We start from the raw sequence: 16,936 nt of genomic DNA, 5'->3' as shown, positions 1-16,936 counted from the left end.
CACGCAAAAAAAGGCGGCCCATAGGCCGCCCGGCTCCCAGCATTTCCTTGGGCGGCTCCCTCCGCCCTCTCTCCTGTAGCATCGTCCCTGCCCGGAGGCGACTTCCTGTCACACCGGGCGTGCTACCCAAATAGCATCCCGTTGCATCCTGCTGGAGAGCCTCCCGCTCTGCCTTGTCCCACATACATTCTGGCAGTTCCGCCAAACGGCGCAAGCACGCCCTAAGTAACCTTATCGCCTGGCTCACGCTGACCACTCCTAAGCAGAAAATCTTTTAAAACAAAGATATAAAAGAAGGCCGACACTTAAAATGTCGACCTTCTGAGGCTTCCATTAGCTTAAATCGTCGCCTCTTTGTAGCAAATATCCTACAAGAATGTCAGCAATGTCGTCGGTTGGATGAATCATTGACCCTTGATTGCGGAGCGGCCGGGGTAACCGACGCGCTCGCCGAGCTGCTGCTCGATCACCAGCAACCGGTTGTACTTGGCGACCCGGTCGGAGCGGCACAGCGAGCCGGTCTTGATCTGCCCGGCCGAGGTGCCCACGGCCAAGTCGGCGATGGTGGTGTCCTCAGTCTCGCCGCTACGGTGGGAGATCACCGCAGTGAAGCCGGCATCCTGGGCCATCTTGATGGCATCAAGGGTTTCGGAGAGCGAGCCGATCTGATTGAACTTGATCAGGATGGAGTTGCCGATCTTCTCATCGATGCCACGCTTGAGAATGCGTGTATTGGTCACGAACAGGTCGTCGCCGACCAGTTGCACCTTGTCACCGAGCTTGTCGGTCAGCGCCTTCCAGCCGTCCCAGTCGGATTCGTCCATGCCGTCTTCGATGGAGACGATGGTGTACTGGTCGCACAGCTCGGCCAGGTAGTCGACGAAGCCGGTGGCATCAAAGGACTTGCCTTCACCCGACAGGCTGTACTGGCCGTCCCGGTAGAACTCGGAGGAGGCGCAGTCAAGCGCCAGGGTCACGTCGCGGCCGAGTTCGTAGCCGGCATCGCTCACGGCCTGCTTGATCACCGCCAGCGCCTCAGCGTTGGACTCCAGGTTCGGCGCGAAGCCGCCCTCGTCGCCTACCGCAGTGGCCAGGCCGCGCGCAGAGAGCACCTTCTTCAGCGCATGGAAGATCTCGGCGCCGACCCGCAGAGCCTCGCGGAAATTGGACGCGCCCACCGGCAGGATCATGAATTCCTGGATGTCGACGTTGTTGTCGGCATGCTCGCCACCGTTGAGGATGTTCATCATCGGCACCGGCATGCTGTACTGACTCGGCTGGCCATAGAGTTCGGCGATATGAGCATACAGCGGCATGCCCTTGGCGTTGGCCGCGGCCTTGGCGGCAGCCAGCGACACGGCGAGAATGGCGTTGGCACCAAGATTGGCCTTGTTGTCGGTACCATCGAGATCGATCATGGCATTGTCGAGACCACGCTGGTCGCGGGCATCCATGCCGACCAGACGCCCACGAATAGCGCCGTTGACCGCCTCGACCGCCTTCAGCACACCCTTGCCCAGGTAGCGCGACTTGTCGCCGTCACGCAGTTCCAAGGCCTCGCGCGAGCCGGTGGAAGCACCGCTGGGAGCGCAGGCCACACCCACGGCACCGCTCTCCAGGCGCACTTCGGCCTGCACGGTGGGGTTGCCACGGGAATCGAGCACCTCGAGGGCGTGGATTTCGACAATCTTGGTCATCTGTGTCGTCCTTTCATTCAGTCAGCGTTGATTGAGTCGATGGGAACTGCTTTCTCTCTCGGCCTATATAGAAGCTGCCTGGGTAGCCGTTATTCGATTCTCAGTGCCGGGAAGCCCTTGACCAGTTCATCGAGCGCCTTGAGCTGCGTCAGGAAGGGCTCGAGCTGGTCCAGCGGCAGCGCGCAGGGGCCGTCGCACAGAGCATTGTCGGGGTCCGGGTGGGCTTCGAGGAAAAGTCCGGCAAGCCCCACGGCGACACCCGCCCGCGCCAGCTCGGCGACCTGCTGGCGACGCCCGCCGGCACTGTCGGCACGCCCGCCCGGGCGCTGCAGGGAGTGGGTGACATCGAAGAAGACGGGGCAACCGGTCTGCTTCATGTCGCCGAAGCCGAGCATGTCGACCACCAGATTATTGTATCCGAAGCTCGAGCCGCGCTCGCACAGCAGCACGCGATCGTTGCCCGCCTCCTCGCACTTGCGGATGATGTGGCGCATCTCGTGGGGGGCCAGGAACTGCGGCTTCTTGATGTTGATCACCGCGCCGGTCCTGGCCATGGCGACTACCAGGTCGGTCTGGCGCGCCAGGAACGCCGGCAGTTGGATGACGTCGGCGACTTCGGCCACAGGCTCGGCCTGCCACGGTTCGTGAACGTCAGTGATCACCGGCACGCCGAAGCGCTGCTTGATCTCGGCCAGTATCTCGAGCCCCTGCTCCAGCCCGGGGCCACGGAACGAATGGATCGAGCTGCGGTTGGCCTTGTCGAAGCTGGCCTTGAAGACGTAGGGCATGCCGAGTCGGCCGGTCACCTCGACATAGGTTTCGGCCACCTCAAGGGCCAGCTCGCGGGACTCCAGTACGTTCATGCCACCGAGCAGCATCAAGGGCAAAGAATTGCCGGCGGTGAGGCCGGCAATGGAAACGTGACGTTCGGGTGCGGACGGGGCCATCTCGGACATGGTCTCACTCCTGATGCGACGACAGCGCCCGGGTGCGCGCCGCCTTGTGCTCCAGCGCCGCATTGACGAATCCGGTGAATAGCGGGTGGCCATCGCGCGGCGTGGAAGTGAATTCGGGATGGAACTGGCAGGCCACGAACCACGGGTGGTCGGGCAGTTCGATCATTTCCACCAGGGAATTGTCGACGCTCTTGCCGGAGATCACCAGGCCGGCCTCCTGCAGCTGCTCGACGAACTGGTTGTTGACCTCGAAACGATGCCGGTGGCGCTCGACGATCTCGTCGCTGCCGTAAGCCTCGCGTGCCTTGGTGCCGGATTCGAGATGACAGACCTGGCCGCCCAGGCGCATGGTGCCGCCCAGGTCGGAAGCCTCGTCGCGCAGCTCAATCTTGCCTTCGGCGTTGATCCATTCGGTGATCAGGCCCACCACCGGGTGCTGGGTGTCATGGGTGAACTCGGTGGAGTTGGCATCCTCCCAACCGGCCACGTGACGGGCGAACTCGATCACCGCGACCTGCATGCCAAGGCAGATGCCGAGGTAGGGAATGCCGTTCTCGCGGGCGTAGCGAGCGGTCTCGATCTTGCCTTCCACACCGCGCTCACCAAAGCCGCCCGGCACCAGGATCGCATCCTTGCCGGCCAGGCGCTCGATGCCGTGGCGCTCGATGTCCTCGGAATCGATGTAGTCGACGTTGACCTTGACCCGGGTCTGGATGCCAGCGTGGATCAGCGCCTCGTTGAGCGACTTGTAGGCGTCGAGCAGCTCCATGTACTTGCCGACCATGGCGATGTTGATCGACTTGAGCGGGTTGAGCTTGGCATCGAGCACGCGAACCCATTCGGCGAGGTCGGCCGGCTCGGCCTCGAGTCGCAGCTTGTCGCAAACGATCTCGTCGAGGCCGTGCTCGTGAAGCATCAGCGGGATGCGATAGATGGTATCGGCATCCTGCAGCGGGATGACCGCGCGCTCCTCGACGTTGGTGAACAGCGCGATCTTGCGCCGCTCGGTCTCCTCGAGCTCGACCTCGCTGCGACAGATCAGGATGTCGGGCTGGATACCGATGGAGCGCAACTCCTTGACGCTGTGCTGGGTCGGCTTGGTCTTGGTCTCGCCGGCGGTCTTGATGTAGGGCACCAGGGTGAGGTGCATGAAGATCGCCCGGCTCGCCCCCAGCTCGCTTCTGATCTGGCGGATCGACTCGAGGAACGGCAGCGACTCGATGTCGCCCACGGTGCCGCCGATTTCCACCAGCGCCACGTCGAAGCCCTCTCCGCCGGCGTAGACGCGACGCTTGATCTCGTCGGTGATGTGCGGGATCACCTGCACGGTGCCGCCCAGGTAGTCACCGCGGCGCTCACGGCGCAGCACGTGTTCGTAGACGCGGCCGGTGGTGAAGTTGTTGCCCTGGGTCATCTTGGTGCGAATGAAGCGCTCGTAGTGACCCAGGTCGAGATCGGTCTCGGCGCCATCTTCGGTGACGAACACCTCGCCATGCTGGAAAGGGCTCATGGTACCCGGATCCACATTGATGTAAGGATCGAGCTTGAGCATGGTGACCTTGAGGCCACGCGCCTCGAGAATCGCCGCCAGCGAGGCCGACGCGATGCCCTTGCCGAGAGAGGACACAACGCCGCCGGTCACGAAGATATATCGTGTCATGGAGAACCTGTCGAAACGTAATCGGTAGGCCCGGCAGAAAGCCGCGCCAGGATGGGACGACAGCGTAGCAGATTACGACCAATGGCTCAATTTCGAGCGCGTTGCGCAGCTGCGGGCTGCGGGCTGCGGGCTGCGGGCTGCGGGCTGCGGGCTGCGGGCTGCGGGCTGCGGGCTGGATGATAATTTCGCCTTGCTCGAGGCTCGCAGCCTACGCGAAGCGTCTTGCTCGAAACCCGAAGCCCGCTGCCCGGAACTTACACCCTCAGATAATCCAGGATGCCCTCGGCGGCCTGGCGCCCCTCGAACACGGCGGTGACCACCAGATCGGAGCCGCGCACCATGTCGCCGCCGGCGAATATCTTCTCGTTGGTGGTTTGGAAGGCGTAGGCCCCCTTCTCCGGCGCCAGCACGCGGCCGCGTTCGTCGAGTTCGATGCCGAACCTATCGAACCAGGGCGCCGGGCTCGGCTGGAAGCCAAAGGCGATGACCACGGCGTCGGCCGGCAGGATCTCCTCGGAACCTGGCACTACCTCGGGGCGACGGCGACCATTCTCGTCGGGCTCGCCCAGGCGCGTGCGCACGACCTTGACTCCCTCGACCTTGTCTTCGCCCACTACCGCCACCGGCTGGCGATTGAACAGGAACTCCACACCCTCCTCGCGGGCGTTGGCCACCTCGCGCTTGGAGCCGGGCATGTTCTCCTCGTCGCGACGATAGGCACAGGTGACCGTGGCCGCCCCTTGACGAATCGCCGTGCGGTTGCAGTCCATGGCGGTGTCCCCGCCACCCAGCACCACCACCTTCTGACCTTCCAGCGAGACGTAGTCGGCAGGATCTGTCTCGAAGCCGAGACAGTGATTGACGTTGGCGATCAGATAGTCGAGCGCCTTGTGCACGCCGGGCAGGTCCTCGCCGGGAAAGTCGCCGGTCATGTACTTGTAGGTGCCCATGCCGAGAAACACCGCATCGTACTCTTCGAGCAGCGACTCGAAGGGGATGTCCTTGCCGATCTCGACGTTGAGGCGGAACTCGATCCCCATCTCCTCGAACACCGCGCGGCGGCGCTCCATCACCGTCTTGTCGAGCTTGAACTCGGGAATACCGAAGGTCAGCAGACCGCCGATCTCGGGGTACTTGTCGAACACTACCGGCTTGACCCCGTTGCGCACCAGGATATCGGCGCAGCCCAGACCCGCCGGGCCGGCGCCGATGATGGCGACCTTCTTGTCGGTCCAGGTGACCTGGGACATGTCGGGACGCCAGCCCATGGCGAAGGCGGTGTCGGTGATGTACTTCTCCACCGAGCCGATGGTCACCGCGCCGAAGCCGTCGTTGAGGGTACAGGCGCCTTCACATAGGCGATCCTGCGGACACACCCGGCCGCATACCTCGGGCAGCGAGTTGGTCTTGTGCGACAGCTCGGCGGCCTCGAGGATGTTGCCCTCGGCAACCAGCTGCAGCCAGTTGGGAATGTAGTTGTGCACCGGGCACTTCCACTCGCAGTACGGGTTGCCGCAGTGCAGGCAGCGGTGCGACTGGCTGGCCGCCTCCTGGGGCTTGAACGGCTCGTAGATCTCGGCGAACTCGCGCGAGCGGGTCCGGGCGTCCTTCTTCTGCGGATCCTGGCGACCCACGTCGATGAACTGGAAGTCGTTTCTGGTCAAACGGTTGGCCATTTGTGTATCTCCTGGAATCCGGCTCACTCGGGACGTCTGCGCGATTCATCGAGCAGGCTGCCCAGGCTCGCCGCCTTGGGCTTGACCAGCCAGAAGTGGCGGACGAAGTCGCTGAAGTCGTCGAGGATCTCGCGCCCACGGGCAGAGCCCGTCTCGGCCACGAATTCCTCGATGGTCTCCCTCAAGTGACGCCGGTAGGCCTCCATGGCCTCGGTATTGACCCGGTGGATCTCCACCAGCTCATGGTTGTAGCGATCGACGAAGGAACGGTCCTCGTCGAGTACGTAGGCGAAGCCGCCGGTCATGCCGGCACCGAAGTTGACGCCGGTCCTGCCGAGCACGCAGACCAGCCCGCCGGTCATGTACTCGCAACAGTGGTCGCCGGAACCTTCGATCACCGCATGGGCGCCGGAATTGCGCACGGCGAAGCGCTCGCCGGCCGTGCCGGCGGCGTACAGCTTGCCGCCGGTGGCGCCGTACAGGCAGGTGTTGCCGATGATGGCCGTCTTGTGGCTCTCGAAGCGGCTGCAGCGCGGCGGTACCAACACCACCTTGCCGCCGTTCATGCCCTTGCCGACGTAGTCGTTGGCATCTCCTTCCAGATAGAGGTTGAGGCCACGCGCGTTCCACACGCCGAAACTCTGCCCGGCCACGCCGGTGAAACGCAACGTGATCGGAGCGTCCTCGAGGCCTGCCTCGCCGTAGTGCTTGGCTACCGCGCCGGAGGAGAGCGCCGGCACCGAGCGGTCGCAGTTGGTGATGGTGAAGGCGAACTCGCCGCCGCTCTTGTCGGCGATGGCCCGCTCGATGGTCGCCAGTACCTCCTGGTTCTTGGCGCCCGGATCGTGCGGCACGTTGCGGCTGACTTGGCAGAACTGCGGCGCGTCGGCCGGCACGAAGTCGTTGGCCAGCAGCGGCGTCAGGTCGAGCTTGCGCTGGGAGGCGGTCTCGCCCTCCAGCACTTCGAGCAGGTCGGTGCGGCCGATCAGGTCGGTCAGCTTGCGCACGCCCATCATGGCCAGCAACTCACGCACCTCTTCGGCGATAAAGCGGAAGTAGTTCTTGACCATGTCCACGGTGCCGCGGAAGTGCTCGTCGCGCAGGTACTGATGCTGGGTGGCAACGCCAGTGGCACAGTTGTTGAGGTGACAGATACGCAGGTACTTGCAGCCCAGCGCCACCATCGGCGCGGTACCGAAGCCGAAGCTTTCGGCGCCGAGGATCGCCGCCTTGACCACGTCGAGGCCGGTCTTCAAGCCGCCGTCGGTCTGCAGGCGGATCTTGTCGCGCAGGCCGTTGATGCGCAGCGCCTGGTGCACCTCGGGCAGGCCTAGTTCCCAAGGGCTGCCGGCGTGCTTGATCGAGGTCAGCGGGCTGGCCGCGGTGCCGCCGTCGTAGCCCGACACGGTGATCAGGTCGGCGTAGGCCTTGGCCACGCCGGTGGCGATGGTGCCGATACCGGGCTCGGAAACCAGCTTCACCGAGACCTGCGCCTCGGGGTTGACCTGCTTGAGATCGAAGATCAGCTGCGCCAGGTCCTCGATGGAATAGATGTCGTGGTGCGGCGGCGGCGAGATCAGCGTCACGCCGGGCACCGAGTAGCGCAACCGCGCGATCAGATCGTTGACCTTGCCGCCGGGCAGCTGGCCGCCCTCGCCAGGCTTGGCACCCTGCGCCACCTTGATCTGCAGCACTTCGGCGTTGACCAGGTAGGCCGGGGTGACCCCGAAGCGGCCCGAGGCGATCTGCTTGATCTTGGAGGAGCGGATGGTGCCGTAGCGCGCCGGATCCTCACCGCCCTCACCGGAATTGGAACGCCCACCGGCCTCGTTCATGGCCTGGGCCAGCGCTTCATGGGCCTCGGGAGAGAGCGCCCCCAGCGACATGCCGGCGCTGTCAAAACGCGGAATCAGCTCGTCGACCGACTCCACCTCCTCGAGCGGCAGCGCCGTTTCGGCGGCCTTGAGCCCCAGCAGATCGCGGATGGTCGCGGCGGGACGCTCGTTGACCAGCTGGGCGAATTTCTTCCACTTGCGGTAGTCGCCCTCCTGCACGGCCTCCTGCAATGCCTTGACCACGTCGGGGTTGTAAGCATGGTACTCGTGATCGTGAACGTACTTGAGCAGGCCACCCTGGGCGATGCCCTTGCGCGGCGTCCAGGCGTCACGCGCCAGCAGCTCCTGCTGCAGCTGCAGTTCGCTGAAGCCGGTCCCCTCGATGCGCGAGGCCATGCCGGTGAAGCACAGCTCGACCACCTCGGAAGAGAGCCCCACCGCCTCGAACAGCTGAGAGCCGCGGTAGGAGGCAAGCGTCGAGATGCCCATCTTGGAGAGAATCTTGTAGAGCCCCTTCTGCATGCCCTTGCGATAGTTCTCGCGGGTATCCGCCGGGTTGCCGGCGAGTTCGCCAGTGCGGTGCATGTCGGCCATGACCTGGTAGGCCAGCCACGGGAACACCGCGGTGGCACCAACGCCGAACAGCACCGCCATCTGGTGCGCATCGCGAGCGTAGCCGGTCTCGACCACCAGGTTGGCACGCGGACGCAGCGCCAGCTTGCCCAGATGGTGATGCACCGCGCCCACGGCCAGCGCTGCGTGGATCGGCAACTGACCCTTTTCGAGATTGGCGTCCGACAGCACCAGGATCACCTTGCCCTCGTGCACCGCCGCTTCGGCCCGGCGGCACAGCTCAAGGATCGCCGCCTTGAGCCCCATCTGCTCGGGGTCGTAGCCCAGGCCAAGGCGCTGGTGGGCGAAGGCCGGATCGTCCTGCTCGAGCAACGCGGTGAACTTGCGCGGCGACAGCACCGGCGTGGTCAGGATAATGCGATGCGCATGCTCCGGCGTGGCCTTGAATACGTTGAGTTCGGCGCCGATGCAGGTCTCCAGCGACATCACGATCGCTTCGCGCAACGGGTCGATGGGCGGATTGGTGACCTGGGCGAATTTCTGGCGGAAATAGTCAGTCAGCAGGCGCTGCTTGCGCGACAGCACCGCCATGGGCGTGTCGTCGCCCATGGAACCCACCGCCTCCTGGCCGCTCTCGGCCAGCGGGCGCAACACCTGGTCGCGCTCCTCGAAGCTGACCTGGAACATCTTCTGCCAAGTCTTGACCTCGTCGGCGTCCATGTTCTGGAAGCTGGCCAGCTCGGTCAGCGCCGACTCCAGATAGTGCGCCTCCTCCTTCAGCCAGCGCTTGTAGGGATAGGCCGACTGCAGGCGCTCGTCGATGTCCTCGGTGTGCAACACCTCACCGGTGTGGGTGTCCACGGCGAGTATCTGGCCCGGCCCGACACGGCCCTTGGCCACCACTTCGTCGGGCTTGTAGTCGTAGGTACCGATCTCCGAGGCCAGGGTGATATAGCCGTTCTTGGTGATCACCCAGCGTGCCGGGCGCAGGCCATTGCGGTCGAGCATGCACACCGCCTGGCGGCCGTCGGTCATGACCAGGCCTGCGGGGCCGTCCCAAGGCTCCATATGCATGGAGTTGTATTCATAGAAGGCACGCAGCTCTGCGCCCATGGTTTCCACGTTCTGCCACGCCGGCGGCACCATCATGCGCACCGCGCGATGCAACTCCATGCCGCCCGTAAGCAGCACTTCCAGCATGTTGTCCATGCTCGAGGAGTCGGAGCCTACGGTGTTGACGATTTCGTCGAGCTCGGCGATGTCGGGCAGGCGCTCGTTGACGAAGTTTTCCTTGCGCGAATTTGCCCAGCTGCGGTTGGCCTCGATGGTGTTGATCTCGCCATTGTGGGCCAGCAGGCGGAACGGCTGGGCCAGCGGCCAGCGCGGCTCGGTATTGGTGGAGAAGCGCTGGTGGAAGACGCAGATGGCGGTCTCCAGGCGTTCGTCGCCGAGGTCCTGATAGAAGGTCGGCAGGTCTACCGGCATCATCAGGCCCTTATAGGAAATCACCCGGGACGACAACGAGCAGACGTAGAAGTCCTCTTCGTCACGCAGCATCTGCTCAGCCCGACGGCGCGCCATGAACAGGTCGACATCGAAGCGTTCGGCATCGCCCAACTTGCCGGGCTCGACGAACAGATGCCGGATCCGCGGCAGGCAGGCACGAGCGATGGGGCCGCAGCAGGAAGGGTCGACCGGAACTTCACGCCAGCCCCGAATCACCAGGCCGCAGGCCCGCAGCTCGCCTTCGAGGATGCCGCGCGCACGTGCCTCCTTGGCATCGTCGTCGGGCAGGAATACCGCCCCGACGGCGAACCGCTCGCCGAGCTCGACGTCGAGTGACTCGGCGGCAACTCCACGCATGAAGGCCTCGGGCATCTTCAGCAGCAGGCCGCAGCCGTCACCGGTCTTACCATCGGCGGCAATACCGCCGCGGTGGGTCATGCAGGTGAGGGATTCAATGGCGGTACGCAACAGGTCGTGGCTGGCCTGCCCTTCCATATGGGCGATCAAGCCGAATCCACAATTGTCGCGGAACTCACCTGGTTGATGAAGGCCTCGGTTCATGGGCGTGCCTCAAAGAATGACTATTGACAAAACTGGAGCAGCTATGTATATTGATTGGTTTTCTTTTTATTCTTGCTGCCAAGAGCAGCCTGCTGCCGTCGCGAGAAAAGGACGCCCAGCATAGACAGCTACTGCCCTACCGCGCAATCTCCCTCCCGCCCCATGCCCCACAAAACTCTCTTCAAATCCGCAACTTGCTGAATGATTCAAAGCGAAAAAAACCGTCAGCTCAAAGACTTGCGAACCACATAAACGAATTTCAAACGATTTCAGCCAGGCACTCGACTTTAGTCGAAAAACGGCCATTTTATCCATACCGATACGGCATGACACATACGGATTTGATGCCTGAGGTGCAACACGGGTTGCTCTGAGCAGTTCAGAACAGCACCTGATCGAGCGACAAGAAGGCCGCACAAATCACTTCGTGCGGCCTTCTTGCGCCTCAAGAGAGGGGAAATCGGCGGGACGTCAGTTCCGGGGGAAGGTGGCCAGCAACTCCTCGAGCAGCTCCCGAGGGGCCTGGTCGTGAATCACCGCCCGGCCCAGCGTTTCGAGCAGGATCAGACGCAGGCGCTCGTCGACGTTTTTCTTATCCAGGCGCATCCGCGCAAGGAAGTCCTCCACGCCCATGTCGGCGGGAGCCGCCAGCGGCAGGCCGGCAGCGGCAATAATCGCGGCAGTGCGCTCGACTTCCGTCCGGGACAGCCAGCCGAGGCGGTGCGAAAGCTCTGCCGCCATCAGCATGCCGACCCCCACCGCCTCGCCGTGCAGCCACCGGCCATAACCCTGGTGCGCCTCGATGGCATGGCCAAAGGTATGGCCGAGATTGAGCAGCGCCCGTACACCCTGCTCGGTTTCGTCCTCGGCCACGACGTCGGCCTTGAGCTGGCAACTGCGCTCTATGGCCCAAGCCAACGCCTCGGGCTGCAAGGCCATCAGCGCTGTCATTTCGTCTTCCAGCCAAGCGAGAAACTCGGCATCGCGAATCAGGCCGTACTTGATCACCTCGGCCAGCCCCGCCGAGAGTTCCTTGGCCGGCAGTGTCTGCAGGGTATCGGTGTCGATCAGCACCGCCCGCGGCTGCCAGAAGGCACCTATCATGTTCTTGCCCAGCGAGTGGTTGACGCCGGTCTTTCCACCCACCGAGGAGTCCACCTGGGAGAGCAGCGTGGTAGGCACCTGGATGAAGGCGACGCCGCGCTGGTAGCAGGCGGCGGCGAAGCCGACCATGTCACCGATCACACCGCCTCCCAGGGCGATCAGGGTACAGCGGCGGTTGAAGCCAGCCTCGAGCAGCGCATCCCAGATGCGGCCGACGCTGGCCAGGGTCTTGGTCGCCTCGCCGTCGGGCAGCACCACCTCGCGCACCTCGGCATCGCCCGGCAACCCTGACTTCAGGCGCGCCAGATAATGCGGGGCAACCGCCTCGTTGGTCACGATCATGACCTGGCGCCCGACCAGATAGGGCGCGAGGCAGGCGGGGTCACCCAGCAGCCCGGAGCCTATGTGAATGGGGTAGCTGCGTTCACCCAACGCTACCTGCAGGCTGCGTCGGGTCGCTTGACGTTCGCTCGTGGACATGGTCAGGCCTTGGCTTGAAAGGGGTCGATGATCCGCTGCACGCGACGCACGATCTCATTGACCACGGCACGCGGGCTGCGCCGGTCGGTGCGCACCACGACATCGGCGGTGGCGCGATAGAGGGGATCGCGCAGATCGAACATCTCGCGCAGCACCAGCTCGCGGTCGGGGCGCTGCAGCAAGGGGCGGTTGCGATCCTTGGCTACGCGCTTGAGCTGCTGCTCGACGGTGGTGAACAGGTAGATCACGGTACCCCGCTCGCGCAGGCGGCGCCGATTGGATTCGCGCAGCACCGCTCCGCCTCCGGTGGCGATGACCACGTCATCGAGCTCCGTCAGCGCGGTGATCATCTGCTCCTCGCGCTGACGGAAACCCGCCTCACCTTCGACGTCGAAGATCCATGGAATGTCGGCGCCGCAGCGCGCCTGGATCTCATGGTCGCTGTCGAGGAACTGACGCGAAAGTTCGGCCGCCAGAAGGCGGCCGATGGTGCTCTTTCCCGCCCCCATGGGGCCGATCAATATCAGATTGGGCAAATCCTGCATCAGCGAATCGCCAGACCGTCCTCGAGAATACGTGGTGTGATGAACACCAGCAGCTCCACTTTCTGATTGCTCGATTCATTGTACCGGAAAAGCCTGCCCAGCACAGGCAGGTCACCAAAGAACGGCGTCTTGACCAAGCGACTGAGCTGCTCGGTGGTAAGAATCCCGCCCAGCACCACCGTTTCCCCATTGTCGACCAATACCTGGGTCTCGATGCGGTTGGTATCGATCGGCGGCGCCTGACCCGTCGGCGCCTCCCTGAAACTGTCGTTCTTGACTACCAGATCCATGATGATTCGGTTGTCGGGGGTAATCTGCGGCGTCACTTCCAGCGACAGCTCGGCTTCCTTGAATTCAGTCTGCGGCACGTTGCCTTCGCCGATGGACTGGAAGGCCCGCTCTTCGCCCTGGATGATGGTCGCCTTGCGCTGGTTGGCGGTAATCACGCGGGGCTGGGAAATCGTCTGGCTCTGGTTCTCGCTCTCCAGCGCCCGCAGTTCCAGGTCGAGCAGAATATCGCCGGAAAGATAGCCGAAGCCGAAACTGGTAATGGGGTTGGCGCTGCCGAGGTCGACAGCAAGCCCACCGCGCCGGAACTGACTGCCTGAGGGCGCGTCGTCGCCACCGATGAACTGGCCACGCGAATCGCGCTGGCCGGAGAAGCCATTGCCGTAGGCGGCGACCATCTCGCCGGAGGAGGCGCCTTCCAGATTGAGGCGACTGCTGCCGCGGGAAGAGAGCCCCCAATTGACGCCGAGCTGCTGGGTCACGCCGTCACGGGCAATGACGATGCGCGCTTCGATCTGGACCTGGCGTACGGCCACGTCAAGCCGGTCCAGGGTGCGCAGGATTTCCTGAACCTGATCGGCGGTATCCTGGAGCAACAGCATGTTGGTGCGCACATCCACCGCCACCCGACCGCGCTCGGTCAACAGGCCAAAGCCGTCTTCACCACGCAGCAGTTGAGCCAGGTCCTCGGCCCGCGCATAGCGCACCTGCACATACTCGGAAACCAGCGGGGCCAGCGCCTCCGCCTGCGCACGCACCTCGATCTGCTGGCGCTCGATGTCGGCCAACTCGCTGACCGGAGCCACGAGGATGACATTGCCCTCCTGCCGGCTGGCCAGACCGTGGCTCTCGAGTATCAGATCGAGCGCCTGGTCCCAGGGCACGTCCCGCAGGTTGAGAGTGACCTGGCCGGTCACGCTGTCGCTGGCCACCAGGTTGAGCCCGGTGAAGTCGGCGATGATCGCCAACACCGAGCGCACCTCGATATCCTGGAAATTGAGCGTGATGCGCTCGCCAGTGTACGTCGATGCTGCGAGAGCAGGCGTTGCCGCCAATGCCAGACAGAGCACCCTCAGTATGCGAATCACATGTCCCATCGTTTTCCCTGACCTTCCCTGTCCAACGTCCAGCCACCAACTGCGCGACTGGTTCTTCAGCGCCTCGCCTCGTCCAGCAACAGGCGCGCGACCCGCTCCGTCCAGCCCCCATCTCCGGCAGGCACCAGCTCGACCAGCCGTACCGTGGTGCCGGTGATGCTGACGATACGTCCGTGATTCCTGCCCAAGCGATGGCCAGCCCGCAGCCGATGCACCTCGCCATCCGGCGTCTTGACCAGAGCATGGGTCTGCCCGCTCATGGTCAGGGTGCCGACGAGCCGCAGCGCCGCCAGGTCGTATGCCTCGAGAGCTTCCAAGACCCGTTCGGCGTCCGGAGCGAGTTCGCCGCTGCCCGCTGACGCTTGCTCCGGCAACTGCGGCTGGAACGGGCTGCGACGACCGCCGATCTGGTAGGACATCGCTTCGTAGCCGGGCACGGCAGGCACTTCCAGCGGTCGCGGTGTGCCCGGATTGTGGCGAATGTCGCTTAGCCGACGATCGAGATCGCCCAGTTGGGGGTCGGCGCACCCAGCCAGCAGCAGGCCAAGAAGGCTCCATGAGCAGCGCCTTTTCATTGCTCATCCCCTTCGCCCAGGGGCCGATAGCTGTAGGTGCGGGCCAGCATCGAGAGGCGCAGGCGCTCGCCACCTTCCAACGGCGCCAGCACGAAGTCGTGCAAGGTGACGATGCGCGGCAGCGCCGCCACACTGGCAATGAAACCAGCGATTTGGTGGTATCCGCCCTCCACCTGCAAGTCGAAGGGGCGCTCGATATAGAAGTCCCGCTCGACCATGCCACGCAGGCGAATGAAGTCGATCGTCAAGTGGTGGTCGCGAGCGCTCCCGCTGATGTTGTCGATCAGCGCAGGGATCTCCGCCCCAGAAGGCAGCAGGGCCATGAGTTCGCCCATGTGCCACTCGAGCTGGGCCATCTGCTCGAGCATCTCGGGCAGGCGGGCCGCCTGGGCGGCTCGGTTGCGGTACTCCGCCAACAGCCGCGCCTCCTCGGCCTGCGCTCGCTGCAGTTCATCAGCCTTGGGGCCAGCCAGATACCAGTGCGCCGCAGCCAGGGTCAAGGCAAGTACCAGCAGACAGCAGAGCCACTGCAGCAGAAGCGGCCAGGAGCCGGCCTCCTTGAGGTCCAGACTGCGCCAGTCGAGCTCGCGAAGGCGGCGAATTTCAGCCTGCAGGTTCATGGTTCGTCCCCGCCTTCCGCCTGGTCGCTACCCAGGCTGAGCTGCCCTACGCTGAGACTAAAACGGCGTCGTGAACCGCCGCTGGACTCGACCTCGGAGAGCACCGGCTCGGAGAACGACGCAACAGCGGACAGGGCTCGCAGTTGCTCGGACACCCGATGGTTGCTCTCCGCGCGTCCCGACAGACGAAGCTGGTCGCCCTGCCGGCTCAACTGGGTATAGTGCACGCCATCGACCAGACTCAGGGGCAGGTCGCGAAAGACGCGCGCAGTCTGGGAGCGGCCCTGCTGCAGATCGCTGAACACTCGGACTTGGCCAATCATGCGTTCGCATTTGGCTTCATACTCACCTAGCGAACGAATCTCGCCGTCGAGCTGTTGCATGCGCTGGCGAATATGCGCATTGCGTTCGTGCTGGGCATCCAGCGCGCTGTCGTAGTAGCAGGTCAGCCCCCAACCACCCGCTCCGCCGAGCAGCACCGCCCCCACCAGGGCCAGGTGAAAATAGCGACTGCGACGGACCCGCTGTCGCTCCCGCCAAGGCAACAGGTTGATCTCGATGGTCATGCCGGCGATCTCATGGCCAGGCCGCAGGCGGTCACCATGGCCGGTGCATTGCTGATCAGGGCCTGCACGTCGATACGCGAGCCGAATCGCATGCGCAGGAAAGGGTTGGCGATGGCCACCTGCATGGCGCCCTCCCCGGCGAGCCGTTCGGCCAGTCCGGGAATGACGCTGGAACCGCCGGCCAGCACCATGCGCCGCACCTCGTGCTTGCGACCCGCGGTATAATAGAGTTGCAGCGAACGTTCGACCTGCTGCACCAAGGTGTCGAGGAAAGGTGCCAGTGTGCTGGTCTGATAGTCGTCGGGCAGCCCTCCGCGCTCCTTGGCCAGTCCGGCCTCCTCCAGCGTCAGTCCGTAGCGCTCCCGTATCGCCTCGGTGAGCTGGCGCCCGCCGAAAGCGTTGTCGCGGCTATAGACGACACGACCGCCGCACAGTACGTGGAAGGCATTCATGGTGGCGCCGATATCGACCAGCGCCACACAGCTCTCCTCACCACCAGCCGGCGGCAGCTGCTGGCACAGCTCGCTGAAGGCACGCTCCATGGCGAAGGTCTCGACATCCATCGCCACAGGCTCGAGCCCCGCCTGCCGCAGGGTATCGGTAAGCTGGTTGACGTCCTGCTGACGACAGGCGACCAACAGCACGTCCTGTTGGTCGCCACTGCGGACATTGAGCCCGAGGCGCTGAAAGTCGAAGGCGACCTCACTGAACGGAAACGGAATATGCTTGTCTGATTCGAGTTGAATACGCGCTTCGATCTCGTCATCGTTGAGCGAAGCGGGAAACGTCAGGATTCTGGTGATGGCGGCGCTGGCCGGTACGGCAGCCACGGTCTGCCGTGAGGCCGGCCTAGCGCTCCCGACCGCGTGTCGAAGCGCATCGGCCACTTCGCCCATGTCACGAATGCGCCTCTCGACCACGGCGCCTTCGCGCAGTGGCCTGACGGCGTAACTTTCGATCTGGTAGTGGAAACCCACTCGCCTGAGTTCGATCAGCTTGACCGATGCCGAGGTAATGTCGACACCGATCAACCCCTTGCCGGAGGGTCCCAGTCGCATTAATCGCTGTCCTTGCGTATGCCGTGGCGATGATTCGCTCGTTATGATCTTGCTTGTGCGAGTCTTTAACGCTTGGCTACGGAAAGCTGATCAGACTCGCACTACCAGCAATGAGGTTACATGATATTTTGCCATGGCA

Annotated in this window: 11 protein-coding genes and 1 pseudogene; all 12 read right to left on the bottom strand. The window is 63.9% G+C overall.

Annotation, left to right across the window (positions count from 1 at the left end):
* Nucleotides 1–404: 404 nt before the first annotated feature.
* The gene (eno, locus tag HOP51_RS12025) at nucleotides 405–1,697 is read right to left on the bottom strand and encodes a phosphopyruvate hydratase (protein ID WP_234274136.1); all 1,293 of its coding nucleotides are present in this window, start codon (nucleotides 1,695–1,697) and stop codon (nucleotides 405–407) included.
* Nucleotides 1,698–1,786: 89 nt separating this feature from the next.
* Nucleotides 1,787–2,653, bottom strand: coding sequence for a 3-deoxy-8-phosphooctulonate synthase (gene kdsA, locus HOP51_RS12020; RefSeq protein ID WP_407061801.1), 867 nt, complete (start codon nucleotides 2,651–2,653; stop codon nucleotides 1,787–1,789).
* A 4-nt stretch (nucleotides 2,654–2,657) separates the two neighbouring features.
* Nucleotides 2,658–4,313, bottom strand: a complete 1,656-nt coding sequence (locus HOP51_RS12015) for a CTP synthase (RefSeq protein ID WP_234274135.1) — start codon at nucleotides 4,311–4,313, stop codon at nucleotides 2,658–2,660.
* Nucleotides 4,314–4,567: 254 nt separating this feature from the next.
* Entirely contained in the window at nucleotides 4,568–5,989 is a 1,422-nt protein-coding gene (locus tag HOP51_RS12010; RefSeq protein WP_276574354.1) for an FAD-dependent oxidoreductase, read from the bottom strand.
* Nucleotides 5,990–6,012: 23 nt separating this feature from the next.
* The gene (gene gltB, locus HOP51_RS12005) at nucleotides 6,013–10,464 is read right to left on the bottom strand and encodes a glutamate synthase large subunit (protein ID WP_234274134.1); all 4,452 of its coding nucleotides are present in this window, start codon (nucleotides 10,462–10,464) and stop codon (nucleotides 6,013–6,015) included.
* A 471-nt stretch (nucleotides 10,465–10,935) separates the two neighbouring features.
* Complete coding sequence (gene aroB, locus HOP51_RS12000; protein WP_234274133.1) at nucleotides 10,936–12,048, bottom strand: 3-dehydroquinate synthase; 1,113 nt, start codon at nucleotides 12,046–12,048, stop codon at nucleotides 10,936–10,938.
* A gap of 2 nt (nucleotides 12,049–12,050) precedes the next feature.
* Nucleotides 12,051–12,593 (bottom strand): shikimate kinase AroK, encoded by a 543-nt coding sequence (gene aroK / locus HOP51_RS11995; protein WP_234274132.1) that lies wholly within the window; start codon nucleotides 12,591–12,593, stop codon nucleotides 12,051–12,053.
* A pseudogene (locus HOP51_RS11990) lies at nucleotides 12,593–13,906 on the bottom strand (type IV pilus secretin PilQ); the annotation flags it as partial. The gene aroK and the pseudogene HOP51_RS11990, both read right to left, overlap by 1 nt.
* 128 nt (nucleotides 13,907–14,034) lie before the next feature.
* Nucleotides 14,035–14,553, bottom strand: coding sequence for a pilus assembly protein PilP (locus HOP51_RS11985; protein ID WP_234274131.1), 519 nt, complete (start codon nucleotides 14,551–14,553; stop codon nucleotides 14,035–14,037).
* Nucleotides 14,550–15,173 carry a type IV pilus inner membrane component PilO gene (locus HOP51_RS11980; RefSeq protein WP_234274130.1) on the bottom strand — a complete coding sequence of 208 codons (624 nt, stop codon included), beginning with the start codon at nucleotides 15,171–15,173 and terminating at the stop codon, nucleotides 14,550–14,552. Before HOP51_RS11980 ends, HOP51_RS11985 begins: the two co-directional genes overlap by 4 nt.
* Entirely contained in the window at nucleotides 15,170–15,739 is a 570-nt protein-coding gene (locus HOP51_RS11975) for a PilN domain-containing protein (RefSeq protein ID WP_234274129.1), read from the bottom strand. The genes HOP51_RS11980 and HOP51_RS11975 overlap by 4 nt, the downstream gene beginning before the upstream one ends.
* Nucleotides 15,736–16,797 carry a type IV pilus assembly protein PilM gene (gene pilM, locus HOP51_RS11970; protein WP_234274128.1) on the bottom strand — a complete coding sequence of 354 codons (1,062 nt, stop codon included), beginning with the start codon at nucleotides 16,795–16,797 and terminating at the stop codon, nucleotides 15,736–15,738. The genes HOP51_RS11975 and pilM overlap by 4 nt, the downstream gene beginning before the upstream one ends.
* Nucleotides 16,798–16,936: the final 139 nt, after the last annotated feature.

The organism is Billgrantia zhangzhouensis (assembly GCF_021404465.1).
Lineage (GTDB): Bacteria > Pseudomonadota > Gammaproteobacteria > Pseudomonadales > Halomonadaceae > Halomonas > Halomonas zhangzhouensis.
Note: the sequence above shows the minus strand (reverse complement) of the source record. Positions and strands in the feature narration are given on the sequence as shown.